Genomic DNA, 18,378 nt, shown 5'->3' on the forward strand with positions numbered 1-18,378 from the left:
CGGGCAGATTTTACTGAGGGGCAGTAGTTCTTACCTGGGTATCGTATTCTTCCTGCATTCAACATCCATGAATGCAGGAAGGCAGTGCCAGACGTAAGCGCGAGAGAGCCGACAGACCCATTCAGCTAAGGGGTTGGCTGATGTTCGTGGCGGCGAACGCGGGTCAATCGGTTCTCTCAGCGCTTACTTTGCGTATCATTTCCTTCGCTTCGGTTGCATCTTGTTATGCGTCCTCGACCTTGTCAATTGCGGTTTGCCGTATGGTTGGGACATAGGAGGGGAAACAAGTTACCGGGCCTTTGCCGTTTCCTACATCTCAAGATTGAGAATCATCCCGGCGAGATCAAGCGGCTTTTCCAGATAGGCATCGGCGCCGGCCTTAAGCGAGCGCGCGCGATCCTCGGCAGCATCCGAGCCGCTGCAAATGGCAAGCCGCATCGCCTTGAAGCGATCGTCCCGGCGCAGCCTGCTCACCAGGGCGATGCCGCTGTCGAGCGGCATGTAGAGATCGGCGACCAACAGTTCCGGCAGCGACCAGCCTTCCGCCGCACGCTGCTCCAGCGCCGCAAGCGCCGTCTCGGCGGTCGAGAAACAGAATAGATCGACCTCTATCTGCTGCTTCCTGCGGATATAGTCGAGATAGAAGAGATCATCCCTGCTGTCGTCGACGTAGATTATGGTAGGCATTCAGCACCGTGATTGGATATTGTTCGAATGAACCTCGCTGTCTTTCGACGTCACGATATCGCGATTTCGCGAAAATTCGATCCATCTTCTCAAAAAATCATTTCGCAAAAAGCGCGGCGGCGCCCTCGCCTGCCTATTGAGTATTCCTCGATTTCGGAAAAAATGGCCGCGCGAACCGGGGAGGGCATGACGGGTGCAGGATAATGGCAACGTGGACCTGCAGGACCAGCGGCGGCGGCGACGCTACCGTGGCTTTGCGATTGCGGTCGGCTGCCTGATGCTGCTTCTCGGAACGAGCGCCCTTGCCGGCTGGCTGCTGCAGATCAAGGTGATCATTTCGCTGGTTCCCGGCTTTCCGTCGATGGCCTTCAACACCGCCCTCTGCTTCGTGCTGTCCGGCCTGGGGCTCGCCGCCTCGACGCTGGCCGCCCGTCGCTTTCGGTTGGCGGCAACGATCATGGCAGGGCTTGCGGCGGTGTTCGCCGCGGCCCGGCTGGTGGAAATCATCACGATCGGGCGGACTTTCCACAATGTCGACGTGTTGATCACGCAGTTCCTGGTTCCGCCCGATTTCATCGCTGAGATCGGCGGCGGCATGGGGCCGAACACGGCGCTGGTCTTCCTGATCGCCAATCTTTCGCTGCTGCTCTCTCTCCACGCGGTGCGCAAAGGCCAGGTGGTGCAGGAGTTGACGAGCTACGTCGTCATCACCCTCGGCATGATCGCGCTCGCCAGCTATGTCACCGATGCCGAACAGGGTTACCGTTGGGGGCCCTATGCGGCGATGGCGCTGCATACGGCGGTCGGCATAGTGATCTTCGGCTCGGGCCTGCTCGCGCGCTCCTGGTGGATGCAGCCGGCAAACCGGGCGCAAATCCCGCTGTGGATCCCGGCTGCGGTCTGCTTCACCGGCCTTCTCGTCGATCTCTACACGCCGCTCGGCGTCGCCAACGGCATTCTCTATGTGCCGCTGGTGCTGACGGCGCTCTGGTTCGGCAACAGGAATGCGCCGCTTTTCTTCGCTTTTGCGTGCACCGTGCTTTTGATGCTCGGCTTTTTCGCGGTCAGGCACAACGAGACGGCATTCTGGCAGGAGATCGCCAACCGCACGATTACGGCGGCGACGCTCTGGCTGATCGCGATCCTCATCTTTTATTTCATGCGCAACAATCATAATCTCGAAACCGAGCGCGTCCGTTTCGGCGCGCTGGTGCGCGGCACGCCCGATGCCGTCATCGTCATCGACGAGGGGGGAACGATCAGGAGCTTCAACCCGGCGGCTGAAAGCATGTTCGGCTACTCCCCGCAGGAGACGATCGGACGGAATATCAAGATGCTGATGCCCGAACCCTACCATTCCGAGCATGACGGCTATCTCGCCCATTACCGGAAGACCGGCGAGGAGCGCATCATCGGCACGACGCGCATGGTCTCCGGACGACGCAGGAACGGCATCGTCTTTCCGATCGACGTCTCCATCAGCGCAGTCGCGACCGACGATACGAAGATCTTCGTCGGCATCGTGCGCGACATCAGCGAGCGCGCCCGGCAGGAAGAGCGGATGAAAACGACGCTTGCCCAGTTGGAGGCCTATACGGCCGAACTCGAGCGCAGCAACCACGATCTCGACGAATTCGCCTATATCGCCTCGCATGATCTCAAGGAGCCGCTGCGCGGCCTGCACAACCACTCGCGATTTCTCCTGGAGGACTATGAGGACAAGCTCGACGACGACGGCGTGCGCCGGTTGAACCGGCTGGTGCGCCTTAGCCAGCGCATGGAAAAACTCGTCAACGACCTGCTTTATTTCTCCCGGCTCGGGCGGCAGCAGCTGGCGGTCAAACGCACCGACATCGGCCTGATCATCAAGGATGTCGTCGCGACGATGGAACTGCTGCTGGAGGAACGGCATGCCAGGGTCATCATCGACGGCAAGTTGCCGGATGTGGTCTGCGACGCGCCGCGGCTTACGGAGGTCTTCCGCAATCTCATCACCAATGCGATCAAATACAACGACAAACCGGCGCCGCTGGTTTCGATCGGCTATCTCGATCGGTTCGTCGGCCACGACGGCACGATTGCCCGCAACGTGTTTTTCGTCAGGGATAACGGCAAGGGCATACCCCAGGAATTCCATGAGGACATTTTCCGCATTTTCAAACGGCTGGAAAAGTCGCAGGATTCCGACGACGGCACCGGAGCAGGCCTGACCTTCGTCCGCAAGATCATCGCCCGGCACAATGGCGATATCTGGCTGGAATCGGAGGTCGGCGCCGGCACGACATTCTATTTTACATTGGGAAAAAAGCGCGAGGGGCACAATGCAGCAGCGTGACACGCAACCGATCCTGATCGTCGAGGACAGCGAAGACGATTTCGAAGCGACCATGCGCGCCTTCAAACGCACCAACCTGCGCAACTCGATCCGCTGGGCGGCCTCGGGGCAGGAGGCGCTCGACATGCTGGCCTCGATGGTGCCGAAACCGGGGCTGATTTTGCTCGACCTCAACATGCCGGGCCTTGACGGCCGCAAGACGCTGGAGGCAATCAAGTCGAACGCCAGCTGGCGCAAGATCCCGGTGGTGATCCTCACCACTTCCGACGACGAGCGGGATATCGAAGGCTGCTATGCGCTCGGCGCCAATACCTATGTGCAGAAGCCGGTCGATCTCGACGGGCTGTTTGCGGCGATCCAGCGGCTGAAGGAATACTGGTTCGAAATCGCCATCCTGCCGCTCGAGGACTGACAGATTGGCGGAAGACTGCAGCATTCTCATCATCGACGACAATATCGACGATCGCGAGGTCTATCGCCGCATATTGAGCCGCGTCTCCAGCACCGCCTATAGCGTCCTGGAGGCGGAGACGGGCGAAGAGGGTCTGGCGCTGAACGGCCGGAAACGGCCGAACTGCATCCTGCTCGACTATTCGCTGCCGGGTCGCAACGGGCTCGGTGTTCTTGCCGATATCCTGGAGAACGATCCTGCCGCCAACGTCATCATGCTGACCGGCCAGGGCAGTGAAACCGTCGCTGTCGAGGTGATGAAGAGCGGCGCGCGCGACTATCTGACGAAGGATTCGCTGTCGCCCGAAACCCTGCATCGCTGCATCCAGAACGCCATCATGCACGGCATGCTGGAGGCACAGCTGGAGCAGAAGCGGCAATCGCTTGAAATCTTCACCCGCGCCATGGCCCATGATCTGAAGGAGCCGCTGCGGACGATCAAATCCTTCAGCCGCATCCTGCATGGTTCTCCAGCGCTGCCGGCCGACGACCGGGAACTGCTCGATTACGTGCTGAGTGCCGCCGACCATATGGAAGACCTGATCGTCAAGGTCTCGGGCTTCACCAGGCTCGAGGCCTCCGGCGGGCCGGAGCTGACGCCGGTCTCGCTCTCTGCCGTACTCGATCAGGTGGAAGACAATCTGCGCCAGCAGACCGAAAGCCGCGGCGCGGTCATCATCCGCGGAGCGCTGCCGGAGGTCATGGGCGATGCGACGCTGCTGACCCAGCTCCTGCAGAACCTCGTGTCGAATGCCATCCGCTATTGCGAGCAGAAGATCCCGGAGGTTACGATCTCAGGCGAAGCGCATGGTGACATGTGCCGCCTCACCGTGCGCGACAACGGGCTTGGCATCGACCCTCAGCATCGCGAGTTGATCTTCCAGCCGTTCAAGCGTCTCGTCGGCCGCGGCATCGAAGGCACCGGGCTCGGTCTTGCCATCTGCCGCCGCATCGCGCAGTTGCATGGCGGTTCGATCTGGTGCGAGGCGGAAACTGGGCCGGGCGCCACCTTCATTCTCGACGTGCCGCTCGCCGAGACGCGGCTCGAGCCGCCGCCTGCAGCGGCCGTCGCGCATAGCGGCAAACCGGCGGAGCAGCCGGGTGAAGGGGCCGGCCGGCTCGCCGAAGTGCTGTTGGTGGAAGACAGCCCGGCTGACATCCAGCTTCTGAAGATCAAGCTGATGCGGCGGGAAAAGGTGAATTTCAACCTGCATGTCGCCACCAACGGGCGCGAGGCGATGCGGCTGCTGGAAGAACGCGCCGGCATTGCCGAGGTGCCGCAGATCGACCTGATGCTGCTCGACATCAACATGCCGATCATGGACGGCTTCGAGGTGCTGCGTGCGCTTTCGGCCGATATCCGCCTTAGCCAGATTCCCGTCTGCATTCTCAGCACGTCAAGCGACGAGAGCGACGTGCGACGGGCCAGAAAACTCGGTGCCCGCGCCTATATGGTCAAGCCGCCGACCCTGCAGCAACTCGAAGAAGCGCTCGAATATGTCGATCATTTGGAATTGCTGCAGCGCGGCGATTCGCTTGCGCTTTGTGCGGAACAAAACTAAGCGATGGTCATTGGCAACGGTATGACCTTCGCAGCTTTCATACTCGCGCTCCTGACGACACCGCTTCAATCAGGACTGCTCCAGATGGTATCAGGCATACATCACGTCACAGCCGTCACTCGAAAAGTGCAGGCGAACGTGGACTTTTACGCCGGCTTTCTCGGCATGCGCCTCGTCAAGCAGACGGCCGGTTACGAGGACGCGACGCAACTGCATCTCTTCTATGGCGATGCAGCGGGATCGCCGGGTTCGCTCCTGACCTTCCTCGCCTGGGAAGATGGCGCGCCCGGACGGGCCGGCTACGGCCAGATCTGCGAAATATCGCTGTCGATCGACCCTGCGAGCATCGGCTATTGGCTGACGCGGGCCATGAGCTTCGGCCTGCGATCGGAAGGGCCGACCGACGAATTCGGCGAACCCGTGCTGAGGCTGAAGGACCCCGACAATATCATCCTGAAGCTCGCCGGCACAAAGACCCTGACATCGCCTGATGTCTGGGACGGCGCCTCGATCCCGGTCGAGCACGCCGTCCAGCGCGTGCGCGGTGCAACCATGCTGACGGAGAAACCCGCCGAAAGCCGCGGCTTTCTCGAGCGCCATTTCGGCTATCGCTTCCAGGCCAATCGCGGCACGATCGACAGGCTGGTTTCGCAGTCCGGCGACGTCATCGACGTGCGCGATGCGCGCGGCTTCTGGTCCGGCGCGCCGGGCACCGGCACGGTCGACCACGTCGCCTTCCGCGCCGCCGACGAGCAGACGCTGCTTTCCGTACGCAAGACCCTGGAAGCCACCGACGCATCGCCGACCAACCTGCATGACCGCAAATATTTCCGCTCACTCTATGCCCGCGAGCCCGGCGGCACGCTGATAGAGCTTGCGACCGACAGGCCGGGCATGACCGTCGATGAAGAGCAGGCCGCTCTTGGGACGAAGCTGTTCGCGCCGCCCGAAGCGATCACCAATCTCCATGACCTGAAGGTCGTGCTGCCGCAATTTTCGATGCCCGGCCAGCCGCGAATCAATTACCGCGAACTGCCCTTCGTCCACCGTTTCTATACGCCGCCGAATCCCGACGGCAGCGTCTTCGTGCTGCTGCATGGCTCCGGCGGCAACGAAACGACGCTGATGCCGCTGTTGAACAAGGCGGCCCCGCGGGCGACGCTGCTTGGCGTGCGCGGCCGGGCGACGGAGGAAGGGTTTCCGCGCTGGTACAAGCGCATTACCCCCTTCTCCTTCGACCAGAACGACATCAAGACCGAGGCGGAGGCCTTCGCGGCCTTCATCGAGGGCGCCGTCAAGTCCTACGGGCTCGACCCCAAGAAAATCGTCTATGTCGGCTATTCGAATGGGGCTAACCTGTTGAACTCGCTTCTATATCTGCATCCGAACCTGGTTCATAAAGCCGTTCTGCTGCGCTCCATGCCGGTTCTGAGCGACTGTCCGCATGCCGATCTGAAGGGCACGGACCTGCTCGTCATCAGCGGCAAGACCGATGCCTACGGCAAATATGCGAGCGAGCTGGAGGAAAGGCTGAAAAGTTCGGGCGCCACCGTCGATTCAGACGTCATCGCCGGCGGCCACGACCTCGGCGATGCCGATGTGCCGATCATCCAGAAGTGGCTGCTCCAGAGAATGGGCGACGATCCACCGCCGCTGGCGCAGCAGGCGATCAAGCCGGAGAGCGAGATGTTCGGGCAACCATGATCCCGGCAAGCACGACGGCGCCGCCCAGCGCCTGCATCGGCCCGATCGCCTCATTGAGCAGGGCCCAGGCGAGGATCGCGGCGACGACCGGTTGCAGCAGCAGCGTCAGCGAGGAAAAGGCCGGCGGCAGATAGGCCAGCGCATAGGTGATCGCCGCCTGCCCGCCGGCATGGCTGATAAAGGCGAGGCCAAAGACCATCGACCAGCCATAGACGGTCGCCGGCAGCATGTGACCCTCAATGAAAAAGGCGACCGGAAAGATGCAGATGGCAGCGGACGCCGTGCTCCACAGCATGATCCGCCTCGTGTCGAACCGGCTGCGCAGGCTGCCGAGCGCAAGGATGTAGCAGGCATAGAAGAAGGCGGCGATCATCGCCAGACCGTCGCCGTGCAGGTTGCCGTTGCCGATCGCTGTCGGTCCGCCTTTCAAGACGACGACGCCGGCCAGCGCCAGGGCAAGACCGAGCAGGAAGACGCGGCTGATCCGCGCCTTGAAAAACAGGAAGGCGATCACGGTGACGAAAACAGGCGCGAGGTTGGCAAGCAGTGTCGCATTGGCGACTGACGTCATGGTAATCGACAGGTGCCAGGCCGCGAGATCGAGCGACAGCATGACGCCCGGCAGGATCAGCATGCCGTAGTCGGCAAAGCTCTGCGGCTTCGCCCCCGCATTCTTCTTCATCAGCGAGACGACGAATATCGGGATCAGCGCCAGCGCCACGCGCCAGAATGCCGTCGCCATCGGCCCGACTTCGGAGAGCCTCACGAAGATCGGCGAACCGCCGATTGCCGCCCCGCCGAGAATGAGGGCTGCAAGGGCAAGGCGATTGGAAGGCGAGGCTTCGGAAAGGGAGGCAGCCTGCGACATGATCTCGATATTTTTAATCGCCCGGACGCGAGCGCGATGTGGTCGTCGCCGAGCGAGTATCAGAAATCCATCCCCGGCGACAGCCGATGCGCGACATAGGGATGCGAAATCAGGCCGGGGGCGTGTTTTTCGCGTTCACCCGCAGCTTCCCGGCGATCTCGGTGGCGACGAAGAAGGCGTGCTCGGTCACCTGCGGCAGGCCCATCAACTCGCCGAAGGTGCCGCGCGCCAGCGGCCCGGAGATCAGCAGCGACGGATCCGCCTCTCCTGACGGGCCGATCGCCTCCGAATGCCCGGTGCAGGCAAGGCCGAGGCCTGTAGGATCAAGCGACAAGTGGCCGTTTGCCGCCAATGCTCCAAGCCAGGGCTGCGTTTCGAGTATACCGCCATGAGCGGGGCCAGTGGTGACGATGACCGCGTCATAACTGCGCTCCAGCGGCTGGCGCTGATACCGCGGCTGCAGGATACACAGGATGAACTCGCCCTCGATGCGCGCATCGGCGACGGAGCCGGCAAGGATCTCAAGGCGGCCGGCGGCAATCGCGGCGTCGAGCACTGCTTCGACCTGCGGCGCGATCCGGAAACGGTGCACGTCCCAATAGGGTCTGAGATGGCGGACGAGACGGCGGCGTTCGGCAACCGGCAGCGCCTGCCAGAGATCATATCCCTGCGCCCGCACCTGATCGAGCACGCCGTGCCAGCTTATGCCCTCGGCTTTTGCCGCATCGATGGCAGCGCGGATCCTTGCCAGCAGCGCGCCGGCGGAATGCGTCGCATCGGCAAGGAAATCGCCGAAGAGCGGCTGCGGCACCGGCGCATGCCCGCGCGAACGCAGGCCACGGCGCGAGATCGCCGTCACCGGACCGTCATGTCCGCGCTCGGCAAGCGAGGCGATGACGTCTGCCGCCGTCAGGCCGTTGCCGATGACCAGCACCCGGTCATGCGGGCGGATGACGTCGAGCGCAGCGGATTTGGTGGTATCGGCGACGAAACGCGGATGGCCCGCGAGCCGGCTCGCGAGCCGGCCGGGGGCCGCGGGCGGCGGATGGCTGGTGGCAATCGCGACGATATCGGCTTGCGTCACGCCGCCCTTATCGTCGCGGATCGTCCAGCGGCCGGCACGGCGCTCGACGCCGGTGACCGCTGCGCGGCAATGACGCACGCGACCATCTTCCAGCAATGGCTTCAGCAGGGAGGCGACATATTCGCCGAACAGCCGGCGGCGGGGGAAAAGCGAGCCATCGGGCTGTTTGGCCTTGGGGTCGCCGGCGACGGCATCGCGGGCTTCGATCCAGGCCTGGAATTCGCCCAGTTCGTCGGGCTGCAGGCTCATCTTGGCGGCGGGGACATTGATGCGGTGAGCCGGATCATCCGTGTCATAGGCAAGGCCGCGGCCGAGCTCGGCGCGCGGCTCGAAGACCTGGATAACGGGGCGCTCGCCGCAATTCGCCCGGGCCAGATGATAGGCGACGCCGGCGCCGGAAACTCCGCCGCCGATGATGGCGACGACGGGCCGTTCGGAATTCGGGAAAGGCTTGGACTGCATGGTGGCCGTATCATCGCTTTCGATGCCCAAACATAGAAGCCGGGCATGGGCCGCGCAATCCTCCGCTGGCAATTGTCTATAAATATTATGAGGATTCGCCCTATGCCGATATCGTCGTCGAAAAATCGGGATTGCCGCGGATCGTATTGCTCACCGTGCAGATCTCGTCTTCAGCCGCATGGACGATCTTCTGCCGGGTCTCCTCATCGATATCGCCCTTGATCGAGAAGGCGATATTGAACCTAGCAACGCGCGAAAGGCCTTCCGTCGCCTTCTCGCCGGTAACCTCGGCGGTGATGTCGCTGATCCTGTCGAGGACGCCCATCTGGCTGGCGGCCATGCGGGCGCTGAGGACGAGGCAGGCAGACAGCGAGGCATAGAGCAGGTCGAGTGGATTGAAGCCCGGCTGCGACGGCGACGTGACGATATCGATCTCGCCCCTGGTGGCGGAGGTGACATGCGGAAAACCGGTGCGGCCGAGAACGGCGGTGGCGCCGGTGGGGCGGGGACGGGCCTTGAGATCGACCATGATGAAATCCTCTCATGAACATTCTGCGGATGGCAATGTCAGCCCGGCGCCGCACCGGGCAATGGCTGCCTGCCGGTTTCGGAACCTTTCCACCCGTCAGCAGTTGATTACACCTGAACGAAATCAGTGACAAAGGTGGATTGCGATGGTGCATGTCCGCAGAGTGGATCGCCAGGGCGGGCGCATGGACGCCCGCGATCGGCTGATCGTCGCGCTCTATGCTCAGCTCAAGGCCGAGCGGGAAACACGCGAGACGCTGGAATGGGCGATCCGCAACGGCGCCGTCTCGCAGGAGGTGCTGGAGGCAATCGCCGCCGATCCGGTTCCCGTCGTCACGAGCGAGGATATCGCTTCGGTGGAGAAAATCATCGCGCTGGACGAGCGGCGTAAAACAAATCGGAATTAGAGCATGATGGCAATGCCATGATGCCCCCTATATAGTAGAGGAGATCCGAAATGGCCGATATCACCTATCAGGTCGTGCCGCATGACAATGGCTGGGCCTATAAGCTCGGCGATACGCTCTCGGAAACCTATGCGACGGCCGATGAAGCGATCGTTCACGCCAGGGATGCCGCGTCGCGCCAGAAGATCGGCGATGGCGACGCACTGCTTGCCTACCCCGCGCCCGATGGCCGCGGCTGGGCGTTCCAGGAACTCGAAACCGACAAGAGCAACAGTCGGCTCTGATTTGCGACGGAGGATGGAATGGCCGCGCGGGCAAGCTGGAAAGGTCATCTGAAAGTGGGCGACCTTGCCTGCGCCGTCGGACTTTACACCGCCATTTCCTCTTCCGACCGCGTCTCCTTCAACATCATCAATCGCAGGACCGGCCATCGGGTGGAGCGGCAATTCGTCGACAGCGAGACTGGCAAACCGGTCGAGCGGGACGACCAGGTCAAGGGCTACCAGATGGAGAATGGCGATTACATCGTCATCGAGGGCGACGAGATCGCCGCACTCATGCCGGAAAGCGACAAGGTGCTTAATGTCAAGGCGTTCATCGGCTACGACGATATCGACAAGCTTTATTTCGACCGGCCCTACTATCTTGCACCGGTGGACAAACACGACGAGGAGGCGCTGGCGCTGATCGCCCGGGGCATGCGTGACGGCAAGGTCGCAGCACTCGCTGAAGCCGTGCTGTTCCGGCGCAACCGGACGCTGCTGATCCGCCCGCATGACGATTGCATCGTCGCGACGATGTTGAATTTCGACTACGAGGTGCGCTCGGCCGAGACGGTCTTCAACGATATTCCCGACATCAAGTTCGACAAGGAGATGATCGCGCTCGCGGGCCATATCATCGGCACCAAGCAGGGCAGTTTCGAACCGAGCGAATATGTGGATCGCTACGAGGCTGCCCTCGTCGAGCTGGTGAAGGCAAAGATCGAGGGCCGAGCACCACCGAAGAAGAAGCAGCCGCCGGAACGCAAGGTGGTCGACCTGATGGAGGCACTGCGCCAGAGCGCCGGGATGAGCGGCAAGAGTTCGGCAAAGAAGGCGCCAGCGAAGAAGGCGCCGGCGCGCAGCGACAGCCGCAGCAAGAAAGCGAGCTGAGACGGTTCTCGAAACCTATCGGGCGAAATGCCACCGCGTTTTTTCTAACGCGGCTTGCGCCCGTCTTCCGCGGCGAGGCTCTTCTTCAGCGCATCCATAATATTGATGACGTTGCCGGTCGATTTGACCGGTGCGGGCTTTTTCGCGGGCGCGGCCTTCTTCAGGCTCTTCTGCTTGCCGCGGATCATCGACTTCAGGCGCTTCTGGATCGGATCCTGCACCATGTCCGGGCTCCAATCCTTCGTTTCTTCCTTCACCAGCTGCTTCATCAGCGTCAGCAGCTTGCTGTCGATCTCCGCCTTGCTGTCGAGTTCGGCCACCGGTTCGCGCACTTCGTCGCCGTAACGCAGGGTCCAGAGAACGATGCCCTTGCCCTGCGGCTCCAAGAGCACGGCACGCTCGCGACGATAGAGCACAAGACGGGCGATGCCGACGACATCGTTCGCCTTCATCGCCTCGCGAATGACGCAGAAGGCTTCCACCCCGACCTTGTCCTCAGGGGCCAGAAAATGCGGTTTGTCGTACCAGATCCAATCGATCGAGCCGCGCGGCACGAATGTGTCGATATCGATGGTGCGGGTGCTTTCGAGCCCGACCTCCTCGATCTCCTCGTCTTCGAGCAGGACATAGTCGTCCTCGCCGCGCGGATAACCTTTGACCTGATCCCTGTCGGCAACCGGCTTGTGGGTGACGCTGTCGACATAGCGGCTTTCGACGCGGTTCCTGGTCTGGCGATTGAGAACGTGGAACCGCACCTTGTTGCTTTCGGTCGTCGCCGGCGTCAGCGAGACGGCGGCCGTCACCAGCGAGAGCTTGAGATAACCTTTCCAGAATGTCTGACGTGCCATGTCTGTCTCCCGGACACGGTTGGACATGGCATTCAACGGCGGGTTCGGTTTTTGGTTCCGAAAATTGGTTTCGCCGCAAAAGCGCCCCGGTGGGACGGTTAAACGGCGCGACATGATGACATGATTTTATCGGCTGGATTCACGGTATGAGTTCGCTTAAAGTCGCGCCGCGTGATGAAGTGAGACGCGCCGCTTCAAAAAACTTGAGGCCACTGGGCAAGCGTGCCCTGGCTGTATCGCCCACCGAAACGGGCAGTTTGCGAAACTAGGACGACGTTATCGAAACGGCCAAACGAATTCGTTCTTTGCAAGTGCAAGCGGAGGAATGCACGGATCAGTTCCTGCCTCCGTTCAATCGACTCCCGGCATATGCCTTGATTGGGGTGAACAGCCGGGGCTCTCCAGATTGATTTATAAGAGCCTTTGATGACGATAGAAAATGCAGCTTTGGCAAGACACCACTATCCGGCGGGCTACCATCGGCGGTCTGTGCCCCGGTGGCGCGTCCGGCGCGATGTACTGGCAAAGCTGGTCCTTACGATAGCGTTTTACGCGTCTCTCTGGCGGGCGACAGGCATGTGGTACGGCCTGCCTGCAAACTTCGACGATGGCGCCGCGGTCGACCCGCTGCCGATGAAGATATTGCTTTACGGCCTTATCCCTTTGTCAGGCTTATATTTTCTGCTGGAACAGAAACAGTTCCTGCGGGTCTTCTCAAGGTTTTCGCCGTTCATCGTGGTTGTCGGCATTTCCTGCCTGACATCGATCGTCTTCTCCATTGACAAGACCGCATCCTTAAAGGGATTGGCTGCGGTCATCGTTCTCGCCATCCCACCTCTTCTGTATCGCGCGCGCTACGGCAATGTCGAAGCCTTCAAAGTCCTCGGCCGTTTTGCGATTGCCGCCGCATTCATCAACGTTCTCTATACAGCGGCTTTCCCACAATTCGCCATCATGCGTGGCAGCTATGCGGGCATGGTCAAAGGCGCATTTTATCACAAGAACACGTTGGGGCAGTTTTGCTCGGTGAGTTTTGTCTGCCTGCTATCGACGGAGAAACTCGGCCGGCTTCGTTACAGTACCCTGATACGCTGGGCTGCAATGCTTTGCCTTCTCGCCTTGATTGTGGCAACGAAGTCCTCGACAGCTGTTGTCTTGACGATGTTCGGCAGCATGATGCTGTATGGCATTCGCGTTATTCACATTTACCCGAACCGTCTTTTTCGTTCCTTCGTCGTTTTCCTGTTGTTCGTGATCATCGGGTTCGGCGCCAGCTTCGTTTACCTCGGCGTGGCTTCAGCGGTTGCGGAAGCATTCGGCAAAGATATTACCTTCTCCGGTCGCACCAATATCTGGGAACAGCTATTGCCGTTGATATGGGATAGGCCCCTAACAGGTTATGGGTTTGCGATGTTTCGTCAGCCCGATGTCATGGAAGAGTACGTCAAAGTTACCTTCGATGCACGATCGACCCATAACACCTATCTTGAGCTAGCGCTCAATATCGGCATTCCAGGCGTTACCGCATGGACGTTGTTTGCGCTGACCCGCGTGTTCAGGAAGATGACGATCGTCGACCCCGATCCGGCAGAATCGGGCGCCAGGCGAAAGGAAATTGTCATCATCATCCTCATCATGCTTGGAGCCATGACCGAGGCAGGCATGATGCTGGCACCTTTCATTTGCTGGCCGCATATGGTCATCGCACTCTCGGAACTGCGTCCCAGGTTGCGGACAAACCGGAATCAACACCAGTCTTGAGGGACAATGTGTTTGACGCCTGGCGGTAAAGCGCTCATTCCGCCGTTGTCGCGCATCGGTCAATTTTTGTCGACCGCCGGACCGGCATGCGACCAGTCGATCAAATCGAGAGATAGCGCTTCTGCCAAGGTAGCATGTTTTCTTGCCAGGCGCGTGGCGTGAAATCGTCATAAGCAGTCTCAGCGATCGCCAACATCCAATTCTGCTCCTTGCGGGCCAATAGGACGCATGACAATTCCATGCCGGGTTCGACCGCAATGGAAGGCCGGTTGGCGCCCGGTATATCGATGCCCTTGTCACGCCACTGGATGCGGATTTCGTCGGGCTCGGTTGTCCATTCGCCGGAGGAAACGGAAGCCTTTCCGTCGGGGTTGAAGCGAAGCGGCGGCGCAGTCACGTTCAGAAAGCTGCCGTCATTGAAATAGTTGTCGTCAACTTCCCCCGCGGTCTCCTTCCCGTTCCCCTTCAGCAGAATGCCCTGCTTGCACCGCAGGAATATGTTGCGTCGAAAGCTTCCGGACCATGGTCGATTGGCGAAGAAAGCGATTTCACATTCGCTGATGACGTTATCGTGGATATTCATGTCTTTGCGAAACGCCAGATTTTGATCCGAATAACCGCTCAAACTCACGCCGCGATTGCTGTTCTCAATCCTGTTGTCATAAACATGGTGGCCGGCATGGCTGACTTGATCGCCAACGCCATAGCCGAAGGAATAATCGTTCATCCGGCCGTCGCGCATGATATTGCTGCGCACCACCGCGTCGTCGCCGATCGATGAAAAAGAAAAATTCTTCCCGCCGATGAAATTATATTCAACCCGGTAATTTCGGGTCCTGCCGCAAACCAGCGCCCCCTTGTTCGAGGCGCTGGTCGGCCTCTGTAGAAAAAGGTTGCCCCGGACCACCACATTGGAACTGATGTTGGCGTCACGGTTTTGGTAGGCGAATTGGCAACAATCCGCTCCCTGGCCGGGCGCCTCGCCGACTCGGTTGTTCTCCAGCAACACATTCGACGTCATCGTCAGGTAAATGCCGTCGCCCGTCACATTTTCGGTTTCGCAGCGCCTTATGATAAGATTCTTGCCGTTGTGAAATTTGAAGCCACGCGGGGAATTCTTGACCACCACGTCTTCGACCACCGTATCGGAAAACACCTGATAGGCGACGCCAATATCCTCAGCACCGTCAATGACCTGCCCACGGGTGGATGCTCCATGAATTTTCTTTCGCAGGATGGCGGGCATCAGATCTTCCTTCGATAGGCTTGTCGCTCACAATAGTGAACTGTGGTATGGCGGATGTTTGAATATCTGAAAATTATCTTAACCTGAATGGCCGCTATCTCCAGCGCGTTGAGGCCGCATCGCATCTCGGGCCCGAGATCGGCCCACTGCTGCACCGGGCTCGTCACACGTTCGCCCGATTTTTCCTGCATGGCGTCATGACAACGCCGCCGCTGCGTTTCAGCAGCTCATTTTAATCGCCCGTCAGTCTTCTTCCGTGGCCTGAGTCGGGGACCGTTGAAAGGCAGCTGTTTGGTCAGTCACTGTTGAGCTGATGGACGCCATGCTTCTCCTCGCCGGCGTCCTTGGACCAATGGTAAAATAAACACTATCTCGAAAACCTGGATGACCTTGCGGCCGCTCGGCGCCCGCTCGCTGGGCCTTTTATCTGTGGGTAGAAACGCTTTTAAGGCGAGTAGTTTTCATTTTACGCTGACCCTGGTTGCATGTTGAACTGTCTCACGTTACGAAATCCTGGGAGGCCAAACACCGAGGCCGAAAATGATTACGCATCGTCAAGATATCGACGGCCTGCGAGCCGTAGCCGTCATTTTTGTGATTCTTTATCACTGTGGATTCGATCGCATTCTTCCCGGCGGATTTATCGGGGTGGACATTTTTTTCGTGATTTCGGGATATCTGATTACGAAAATCATTCTCGCTGAAGCGAGCGATGGCCGATTTTCGATCGGCAACTTCTATAGCCGCCGAGCCAAACGAATTCTTCCCGCTGTCGTGGCCATGTATGCCGTTGTGATGGCGGTTTCGTATTTCACGATGCTGCCTGACGAAAGCCTGCGGGTCTTTAAGTCTGTTACCTCTTCCGCGCTCTTTGCTTCCAATGCCTACTTCTATCTGACGACTGGATATTTCGATGATTCCGCGGAATTCAATCCGGTCCTGCACACATGGTCGTTGTCGGTCGAAGAGCAGTTCTACGTCATTTTTCCGCTGATCGTCATGGCAGCGAGCCGGTACGGGCGCAGGGCAACAGGGATAGCCATAGCGGGACTTTTCGCAGTCAGCCTCATTGCCGCAATGATCACCGTTCCAATCAATCGCTCGGCAGCCTTCTATCTTGTGCAGTATCGCGCTTGGGAACTGCTGGTCGGCTCCCTCATCGCAGCACCGGCATTGAGGAAATTCGCCGATATGCGGATCAACGGTGCGCTTTCGGCAATCGGCGCCTTGGCGATCTGCCTGAGCGCACTGTTTTTGTCAAAAACCTCTGAGTTTCCCGGGCTGATGGCCCTGCCCGCCACGGCAGGCACGGCTCTGATCATCTGGGCCGGTCCAGGCACGCTTGTCAGCAAGCTTCTATCATTGCGGGTCGCCACCGCCATAGGCTTGATTTCCTATTCCCTCTATCTGTGGCATTGGCCGATCTGGGTGTTTTCGAACCAGTACGGGGCGTGGGAGCATGGCTGGCAATTGGTGCCGGTCGCTTTGAGTTTTGCCGTCGCCTATGTTTCGTGGCGATTCATCGAAACGCCGTTCCGAACGATGCGATACCGACCCATGGTGTCCGTGGCCGCCGGGGCTGCCTCAATTGCCTCCGTTGCAATGCTGGCATTCGTCGGGCAACTCGCCGCCAATCAAATGAAGGACGACAACAAGCTCGTTGAGCGGGTGGCGGAATTTGCCGATTACGACCCCTCGCAAGCCTTCCGCAGTGGAAAATGTTTCCTGACGTCGAACGACGGTATCGAAAAATACGATCGCGACGGCTGTTTGGCTCTCTCAGATAATCAGCAAAACATAGCGCTCGTCGGTGATAGCCACGCCGCTCACCTATATCCTGGATTGAAGACGCTGCCGGGAGCCAACATCATTCAAGCCAACGCATCAGGATGCCGTCCCACGCTTGATGCCGAGGGCGAAGATCGGTGCGTGGAACTGATGAACTACGTATTCAAAGAGTTTTTGCCGAGCCACAAGGTCGATTTGCTCGTTTTGGCGGGACGCTGGACGGCAGATGACGTCAAACTCATCAGAAAGACGGTGGACTACCTCTCACCCTTTGCCAAAAAGATCGTCGTCTTCGGACCAGTGGCAGAGTATAAATCCTCCTTGCCGCGGCTGCTCGCTCACTCTCTCTACGACAGGCAGCCATTTAAAGCCGCCGATCATTTGGCGCCTCGGCAGCACATCGGTGTCGACATTCGGGACGCATTGGCCGGAAGCGGAGCACTCTATATCTCCACCTATAAGACCATGTGCAACCCGGACTGTGTCGTGTGGACACAAAACGGCGACCCGGTGCAATTCGACTACGGGCACTTCACCGCTGACGGCTCACGCCTGCTGATTTCAAAGGTCAAGCAGGACCTCACCGTTCAACGGTGAGGTCGGCCCCTGGCGCGCTTACGCCCAACTGAATGAATGGACGGCGTATCGGCGCCGGTCGCTGAGGGCCGGTTCTATGGTTAGAAGTTAAACTGTCTCGATGGGCAGCCCATCCGTGTTTTAGTCCAGAAACCGCCCATCCTGCAGAAACGACAGGGTCTGGCTCCACATGATCTTGTTGACCGGCAGGAAAGTGTGGTTGGCGGGAATGACGATATGCGCCGCGGCACCGTCGAGACGGGTGCTCTCCACCGACACCTTTCCGTCACTCGGAACCCTGAGGCCGATGATCAGGGAAGAGACCGGGTCGATGGTCTTGTTCCCTGCGATGATGCCGAGTTCATAATCGACCGTGCCGAACAGCTTAGTCATTGCGGTTTGATCGGTAATGAGCTGCTGCCCGGCCGGTCCATAGAACTTCCTGTAGAGTGGCCAGGTCTTGAGGAAATCGGCGATCTGGCTGCCGCTGTTCGGCGTTCCGACCATGACCACTCTTCCCAGGTTCGGCGGGCGATGGTTCCTGAGAAAAGCACGGATGAGCAGCCCACCCATTGAGTAACCGACAAAGTGCAGACGGCCGTCGCCCGCCTCCTTCGCGGCTGCGTCGATCTGCGGCCGAACGAGGTCGACGAGGTCGCCGATCGAGAACCTGGTGGAGGGGTAACCGACATTGATAACCCGATATCCATGGCCGGACAGGAAGACCGCGAGCTTCTCCATACTTTTCTTCGTCCGGGCAATTCCGTGAAAAAGAATGACTGTGTCGTTCATCTGGTGTCCATGCCGTACGAATTCGTTAGATCGGAATCGATTTAGGGATAAGTTGTGCGGCATTCAAACTGCTACAGCGTCCCTTGCGCAGCTGCAAAGACGCTCCGTGCTGCAGAAAGAGAGAAG

The 18,378-nt window shown here is 59.7% G+C and carries 17 protein-coding genes; 10 read left to right on the plus strand and 7 right to left on the minus strand.

The features are described 5' to 3' along the window. Nucleotides 1-309: 309 nt before the first annotated feature. Entirely contained in the window at nucleotides 310-687 is a 378-nt protein-coding gene (locus ATY29_RS07645; RefSeq protein WP_097535699.1) for a response regulator, read from the minus strand. Between the two features lie 27 nt (nucleotides 688-714). Here ATY29_RS07645 and ATY29_RS36785 point away from each other — a divergent pair, with 27 nt between their 5' ends. Genes ATY29_RS36785 through ATY29_RS07665 form a run of 5 tightly spaced genes read left to right on the plus strand, consistent with a single transcriptional unit; the run spans nucleotide 715 to nucleotide 6,738 of the window. Further along, nucleotides 715-891: a hypothetical protein gene (locus ATY29_RS36785; protein WP_165779402.1), complete on the plus strand. Its 177-nt coding sequence runs from the start codon at nucleotides 715-717 to the stop codon at nucleotides 889-891. Beyond that, nucleotides 881-3,022 (plus strand): sensor histidine kinase, encoded by a 2,142-nt coding sequence (locus tag ATY29_RS07650; protein ID WP_097535701.1) that lies wholly within the window; start codon nucleotides 881-883, stop codon nucleotides 3,020-3,022. The genes ATY29_RS36785 and ATY29_RS07650 overlap by 11 nt, the downstream gene beginning before the upstream one ends. Beyond that, nucleotides 3,009-3,434: a response regulator gene (locus tag ATY29_RS07655; protein ID WP_097535703.1), complete on the plus strand. Its 426-nt coding sequence runs from the start codon at nucleotides 3,009-3,011 to the stop codon at nucleotides 3,432-3,434. The genes ATY29_RS07650 and ATY29_RS07655 overlap by 14 nt, the downstream gene beginning before the upstream one ends. Nucleotides 3,435-3,438: 4 nt before the next feature. Continuing rightward, nucleotides 3,439-5,034 (plus strand): response regulator, encoded by a 1,596-nt coding sequence (locus ATY29_RS07660; protein ID WP_097535705.1) that lies wholly within the window; start codon nucleotides 3,439-3,441, stop codon nucleotides 5,032-5,034. Between the two features lie 21 nt (nucleotides 5,035-5,055). Then, the gene (locus tag ATY29_RS07665) at nucleotides 5,056-6,738 is read left to right on the plus strand and encodes a VOC family protein (RefSeq protein ID WP_244597360.1); all 1,683 of its coding nucleotides are present in this window, start codon (nucleotides 5,056-5,058) and stop codon (nucleotides 6,736-6,738) included. On the opposite strand, the gene ATY29_RS07670 is transcribed toward ATY29_RS07665, so the two are convergent. The 3 genes from ATY29_RS07670 to ATY29_RS07680 all read right to left on the minus strand — a co-directional run bounded on the left by ATY29_RS07670 (nucleotide 6,704) and on the right by ATY29_RS07680 (nucleotide 9,681). Continuing rightward, nucleotides 6,704-7,606: a DMT family transporter gene (locus tag ATY29_RS07670; protein ID WP_097535707.1), complete on the minus strand. Its 903-nt coding sequence runs from the start codon at nucleotides 7,604-7,606 to the stop codon at nucleotides 6,704-6,706. The genes ATY29_RS07665 and ATY29_RS07670 overlap by 35 nt on opposite strands. 109 nt (nucleotides 7,607-7,715) lie before the next feature. Then, on the minus strand, nucleotides 7,716-9,152 hold the full coding sequence (locus tag ATY29_RS07675) for an FAD/NAD(P)-binding protein (protein WP_097535776.1): 1,437 nt from the start codon (nucleotides 9,150-9,152) through the stop codon (nucleotides 7,716-7,718). 100 nt (nucleotides 9,153-9,252) lie between these two features. Continuing rightward, nucleotides 9,253-9,681 carry an OsmC family protein gene (locus ATY29_RS07680; protein WP_097535710.1) on the minus strand — a complete coding sequence of 143 codons (429 nt, stop codon included), beginning with the start codon at nucleotides 9,679-9,681 and terminating at the stop codon, nucleotides 9,253-9,255. A 145-nt stretch (nucleotides 9,682-9,826) separates the two neighbouring features. Here ATY29_RS07680 and ATY29_RS07685 point away from each other — a divergent pair, with 145 nt between their 5' ends. From ATY29_RS07685 to ku (ATY29_RS07695), 3 genes are read left to right on the plus strand one after another with little or no spacing between them, the layout of a single operon-like run. Further along, a complete protein-coding gene (locus ATY29_RS07685) occupies nucleotides 9,827-10,087 on the plus strand; it encodes a hypothetical protein (protein ID WP_097535712.1) in 261 nt (86 codons plus the stop codon). 50 nt (nucleotides 10,088-10,137) lie between these two features. Continuing rightward, nucleotides 10,138-10,371, plus strand: a complete 234-nt coding sequence (locus tag ATY29_RS07690) for a DUF2188 domain-containing protein (protein WP_003570400.1) — start codon at nucleotides 10,138-10,140, stop codon at nucleotides 10,369-10,371. A gap of 18 nt (nucleotides 10,372-10,389) precedes the next feature. Next, nucleotides 10,390-11,241, plus strand: a complete 852-nt coding sequence (ku, locus tag ATY29_RS07695) for a non-homologous end joining protein Ku (protein ID WP_003570402.1) — start codon at nucleotides 10,390-10,392, stop codon at nucleotides 11,239-11,241. Between the two features lie 44 nt (nucleotides 11,242-11,285). Here the strand turns inward: ku (ATY29_RS07695) and ku (ATY29_RS07700) are convergent, their stop codons facing one another. After that, a complete protein-coding gene (gene ku / locus ATY29_RS07700) occupies nucleotides 11,286-12,089 on the minus strand; it encodes a non-homologous end joining protein Ku (RefSeq protein WP_097535714.1) in 804 nt (267 codons plus the stop codon). A gap of 426 nt (nucleotides 12,090-12,515) precedes the next feature. Between ku (ATY29_RS07700) and ATY29_RS07705 the strand changes: the two genes are divergently transcribed. Continuing rightward, nucleotides 12,516-13,850, plus strand: a complete 1,335-nt coding sequence (locus ATY29_RS07705) for an O-antigen ligase family protein (protein ID WP_037092334.1) — start codon at nucleotides 12,516-12,518, stop codon at nucleotides 13,848-13,850. A 100-nt stretch (nucleotides 13,851-13,950) separates the two neighbouring features. On the opposite strand, the gene ATY29_RS07710 is transcribed toward ATY29_RS07705, so the two are convergent. Continuing rightward, nucleotides 13,951-15,096: a right-handed parallel beta-helix repeat-containing protein gene (locus ATY29_RS07710; RefSeq protein ID WP_097535716.1), complete on the minus strand. Its 1,146-nt coding sequence runs from the start codon at nucleotides 15,094-15,096 to the stop codon at nucleotides 13,951-13,953. 540 nt (nucleotides 15,097-15,636) lie between these two features. On the opposite strand from ATY29_RS07710, the gene ATY29_RS07720 reads away from it, so the two are divergent. Then, a complete protein-coding gene (locus tag ATY29_RS07720) occupies nucleotides 15,637-17,481 on the plus strand; it encodes an acyltransferase family protein (RefSeq protein ID WP_025415322.1) in 1,845 nt (614 codons plus the stop codon). Nucleotides 17,482-17,601: 120 nt separating this feature from the next. Here ATY29_RS07720 and ATY29_RS07725 read toward each other — a convergent pair whose 3' ends face one another. Further along, nucleotides 17,602-18,252 carry an esterase/lipase family protein gene (locus tag ATY29_RS07725; protein WP_097535720.1) on the minus strand — a complete coding sequence of 217 codons (651 nt, stop codon included), beginning with the start codon at nucleotides 18,250-18,252 and terminating at the stop codon, nucleotides 17,602-17,604. Between the last annotated feature and the right edge of the window lie 126 nt (nucleotides 18,253-18,378).

This window comes from Rhizobium hidalgonense (assembly GCF_002914525.1).
Taxonomy (GTDB): Bacteria; Pseudomonadota; Alphaproteobacteria; order Rhizobiales; family Rhizobiaceae; genus Rhizobium; species Rhizobium hidalgonense.

Bases quoted from the DNA above. Each gene is read 5' to 3' on its own strand.
- ATY29_RS07655 (WP_097535703.1), top strand. From the start codon at position 3,009: ATGCAGCAGCGTGACACGCAACCGATCCTGATCGTCGAGGACAGCGAA.
- ATY29_RS07680 (WP_097535710.1), bottom strand. From the start codon at position 9,681: ATGGTCGATCTCAAGGCCCGTCCCCGCCCCACCGGCGCCACCGCCGTT.
- ATY29_RS07670 (WP_097535707.1), bottom strand. From the start codon at position 7,606: ATGTCGCAGGCTGCCTCCCTTTCCGAAGCCTCGCCTTCCAATCGCCTT.
- ATY29_RS07725 (WP_097535720.1), bottom strand. From the start codon at position 18,252: ATGAACGACACAGTCATTCTTTTTCACGGAATTGCCCGGACGAAGAAA.
- ku (WP_003570402.1), top strand. From the start codon at position 10,390: ATGGCCGCGCGGGCAAGCTGGAAAGGTCATCTGAAAGTGGGCGACCTT.
- ATY29_RS07690 (WP_003570400.1), top strand. From the start codon at position 10,138: ATGGCCGATATCACCTATCAGGTCGTGCCGCATGACAATGGCTGGGCC.
- ATY29_RS07705 (WP_037092334.1), top strand. From the start codon at position 12,516: ATGACGATAGAAAATGCAGCTTTGGCAAGACACCACTATCCGGCGGGC.
- ATY29_RS07665 (WP_244597360.1), top strand. From the start codon at position 5,056: ATGACCTTCGCAGCTTTCATACTCGCGCTCCTGACGACACCGCTTCAA.
- ATY29_RS36785 (WP_165779402.1), top strand. From the start codon at position 715: ATGAACCTCGCTGTCTTTCGACGTCACGATATCGCGATTTCGCGAAAA.
- ATY29_RS07720 (WP_025415322.1), top strand. From the start codon at position 15,637: ATGATTACGCATCGTCAAGATATCGACGGCCTGCGAGCCGTAGCCGTC.
- ATY29_RS07645 (WP_097535699.1), bottom strand. From the start codon at position 687: ATGCCTACCATAATCTACGTCGACGACAGCAGGGATGATCTCTTCTAT.
- ku (WP_097535714.1), bottom strand. From the start codon at position 12,089: ATGGCACGTCAGACATTCTGGAAAGGTTATCTCAAGCTCTCGCTGGTG.
- ATY29_RS07710 (WP_097535716.1), bottom strand. From the start codon at position 15,096: ATGCCCGCCATCCTGCGAAAGAAAATTCATGGAGCATCCACCCGTGGG.
- ATY29_RS07675 (WP_097535776.1), bottom strand. From the start codon at position 9,152: ATGCAGTCCAAGCCTTTCCCGAATTCCGAACGGCCCGTCGTCGCCATC.
- ATY29_RS07685 (WP_097535712.1), top strand. From the start codon at position 9,827: ATGGTGCATGTCCGCAGAGTGGATCGCCAGGGCGGGCGCATGGACGCC.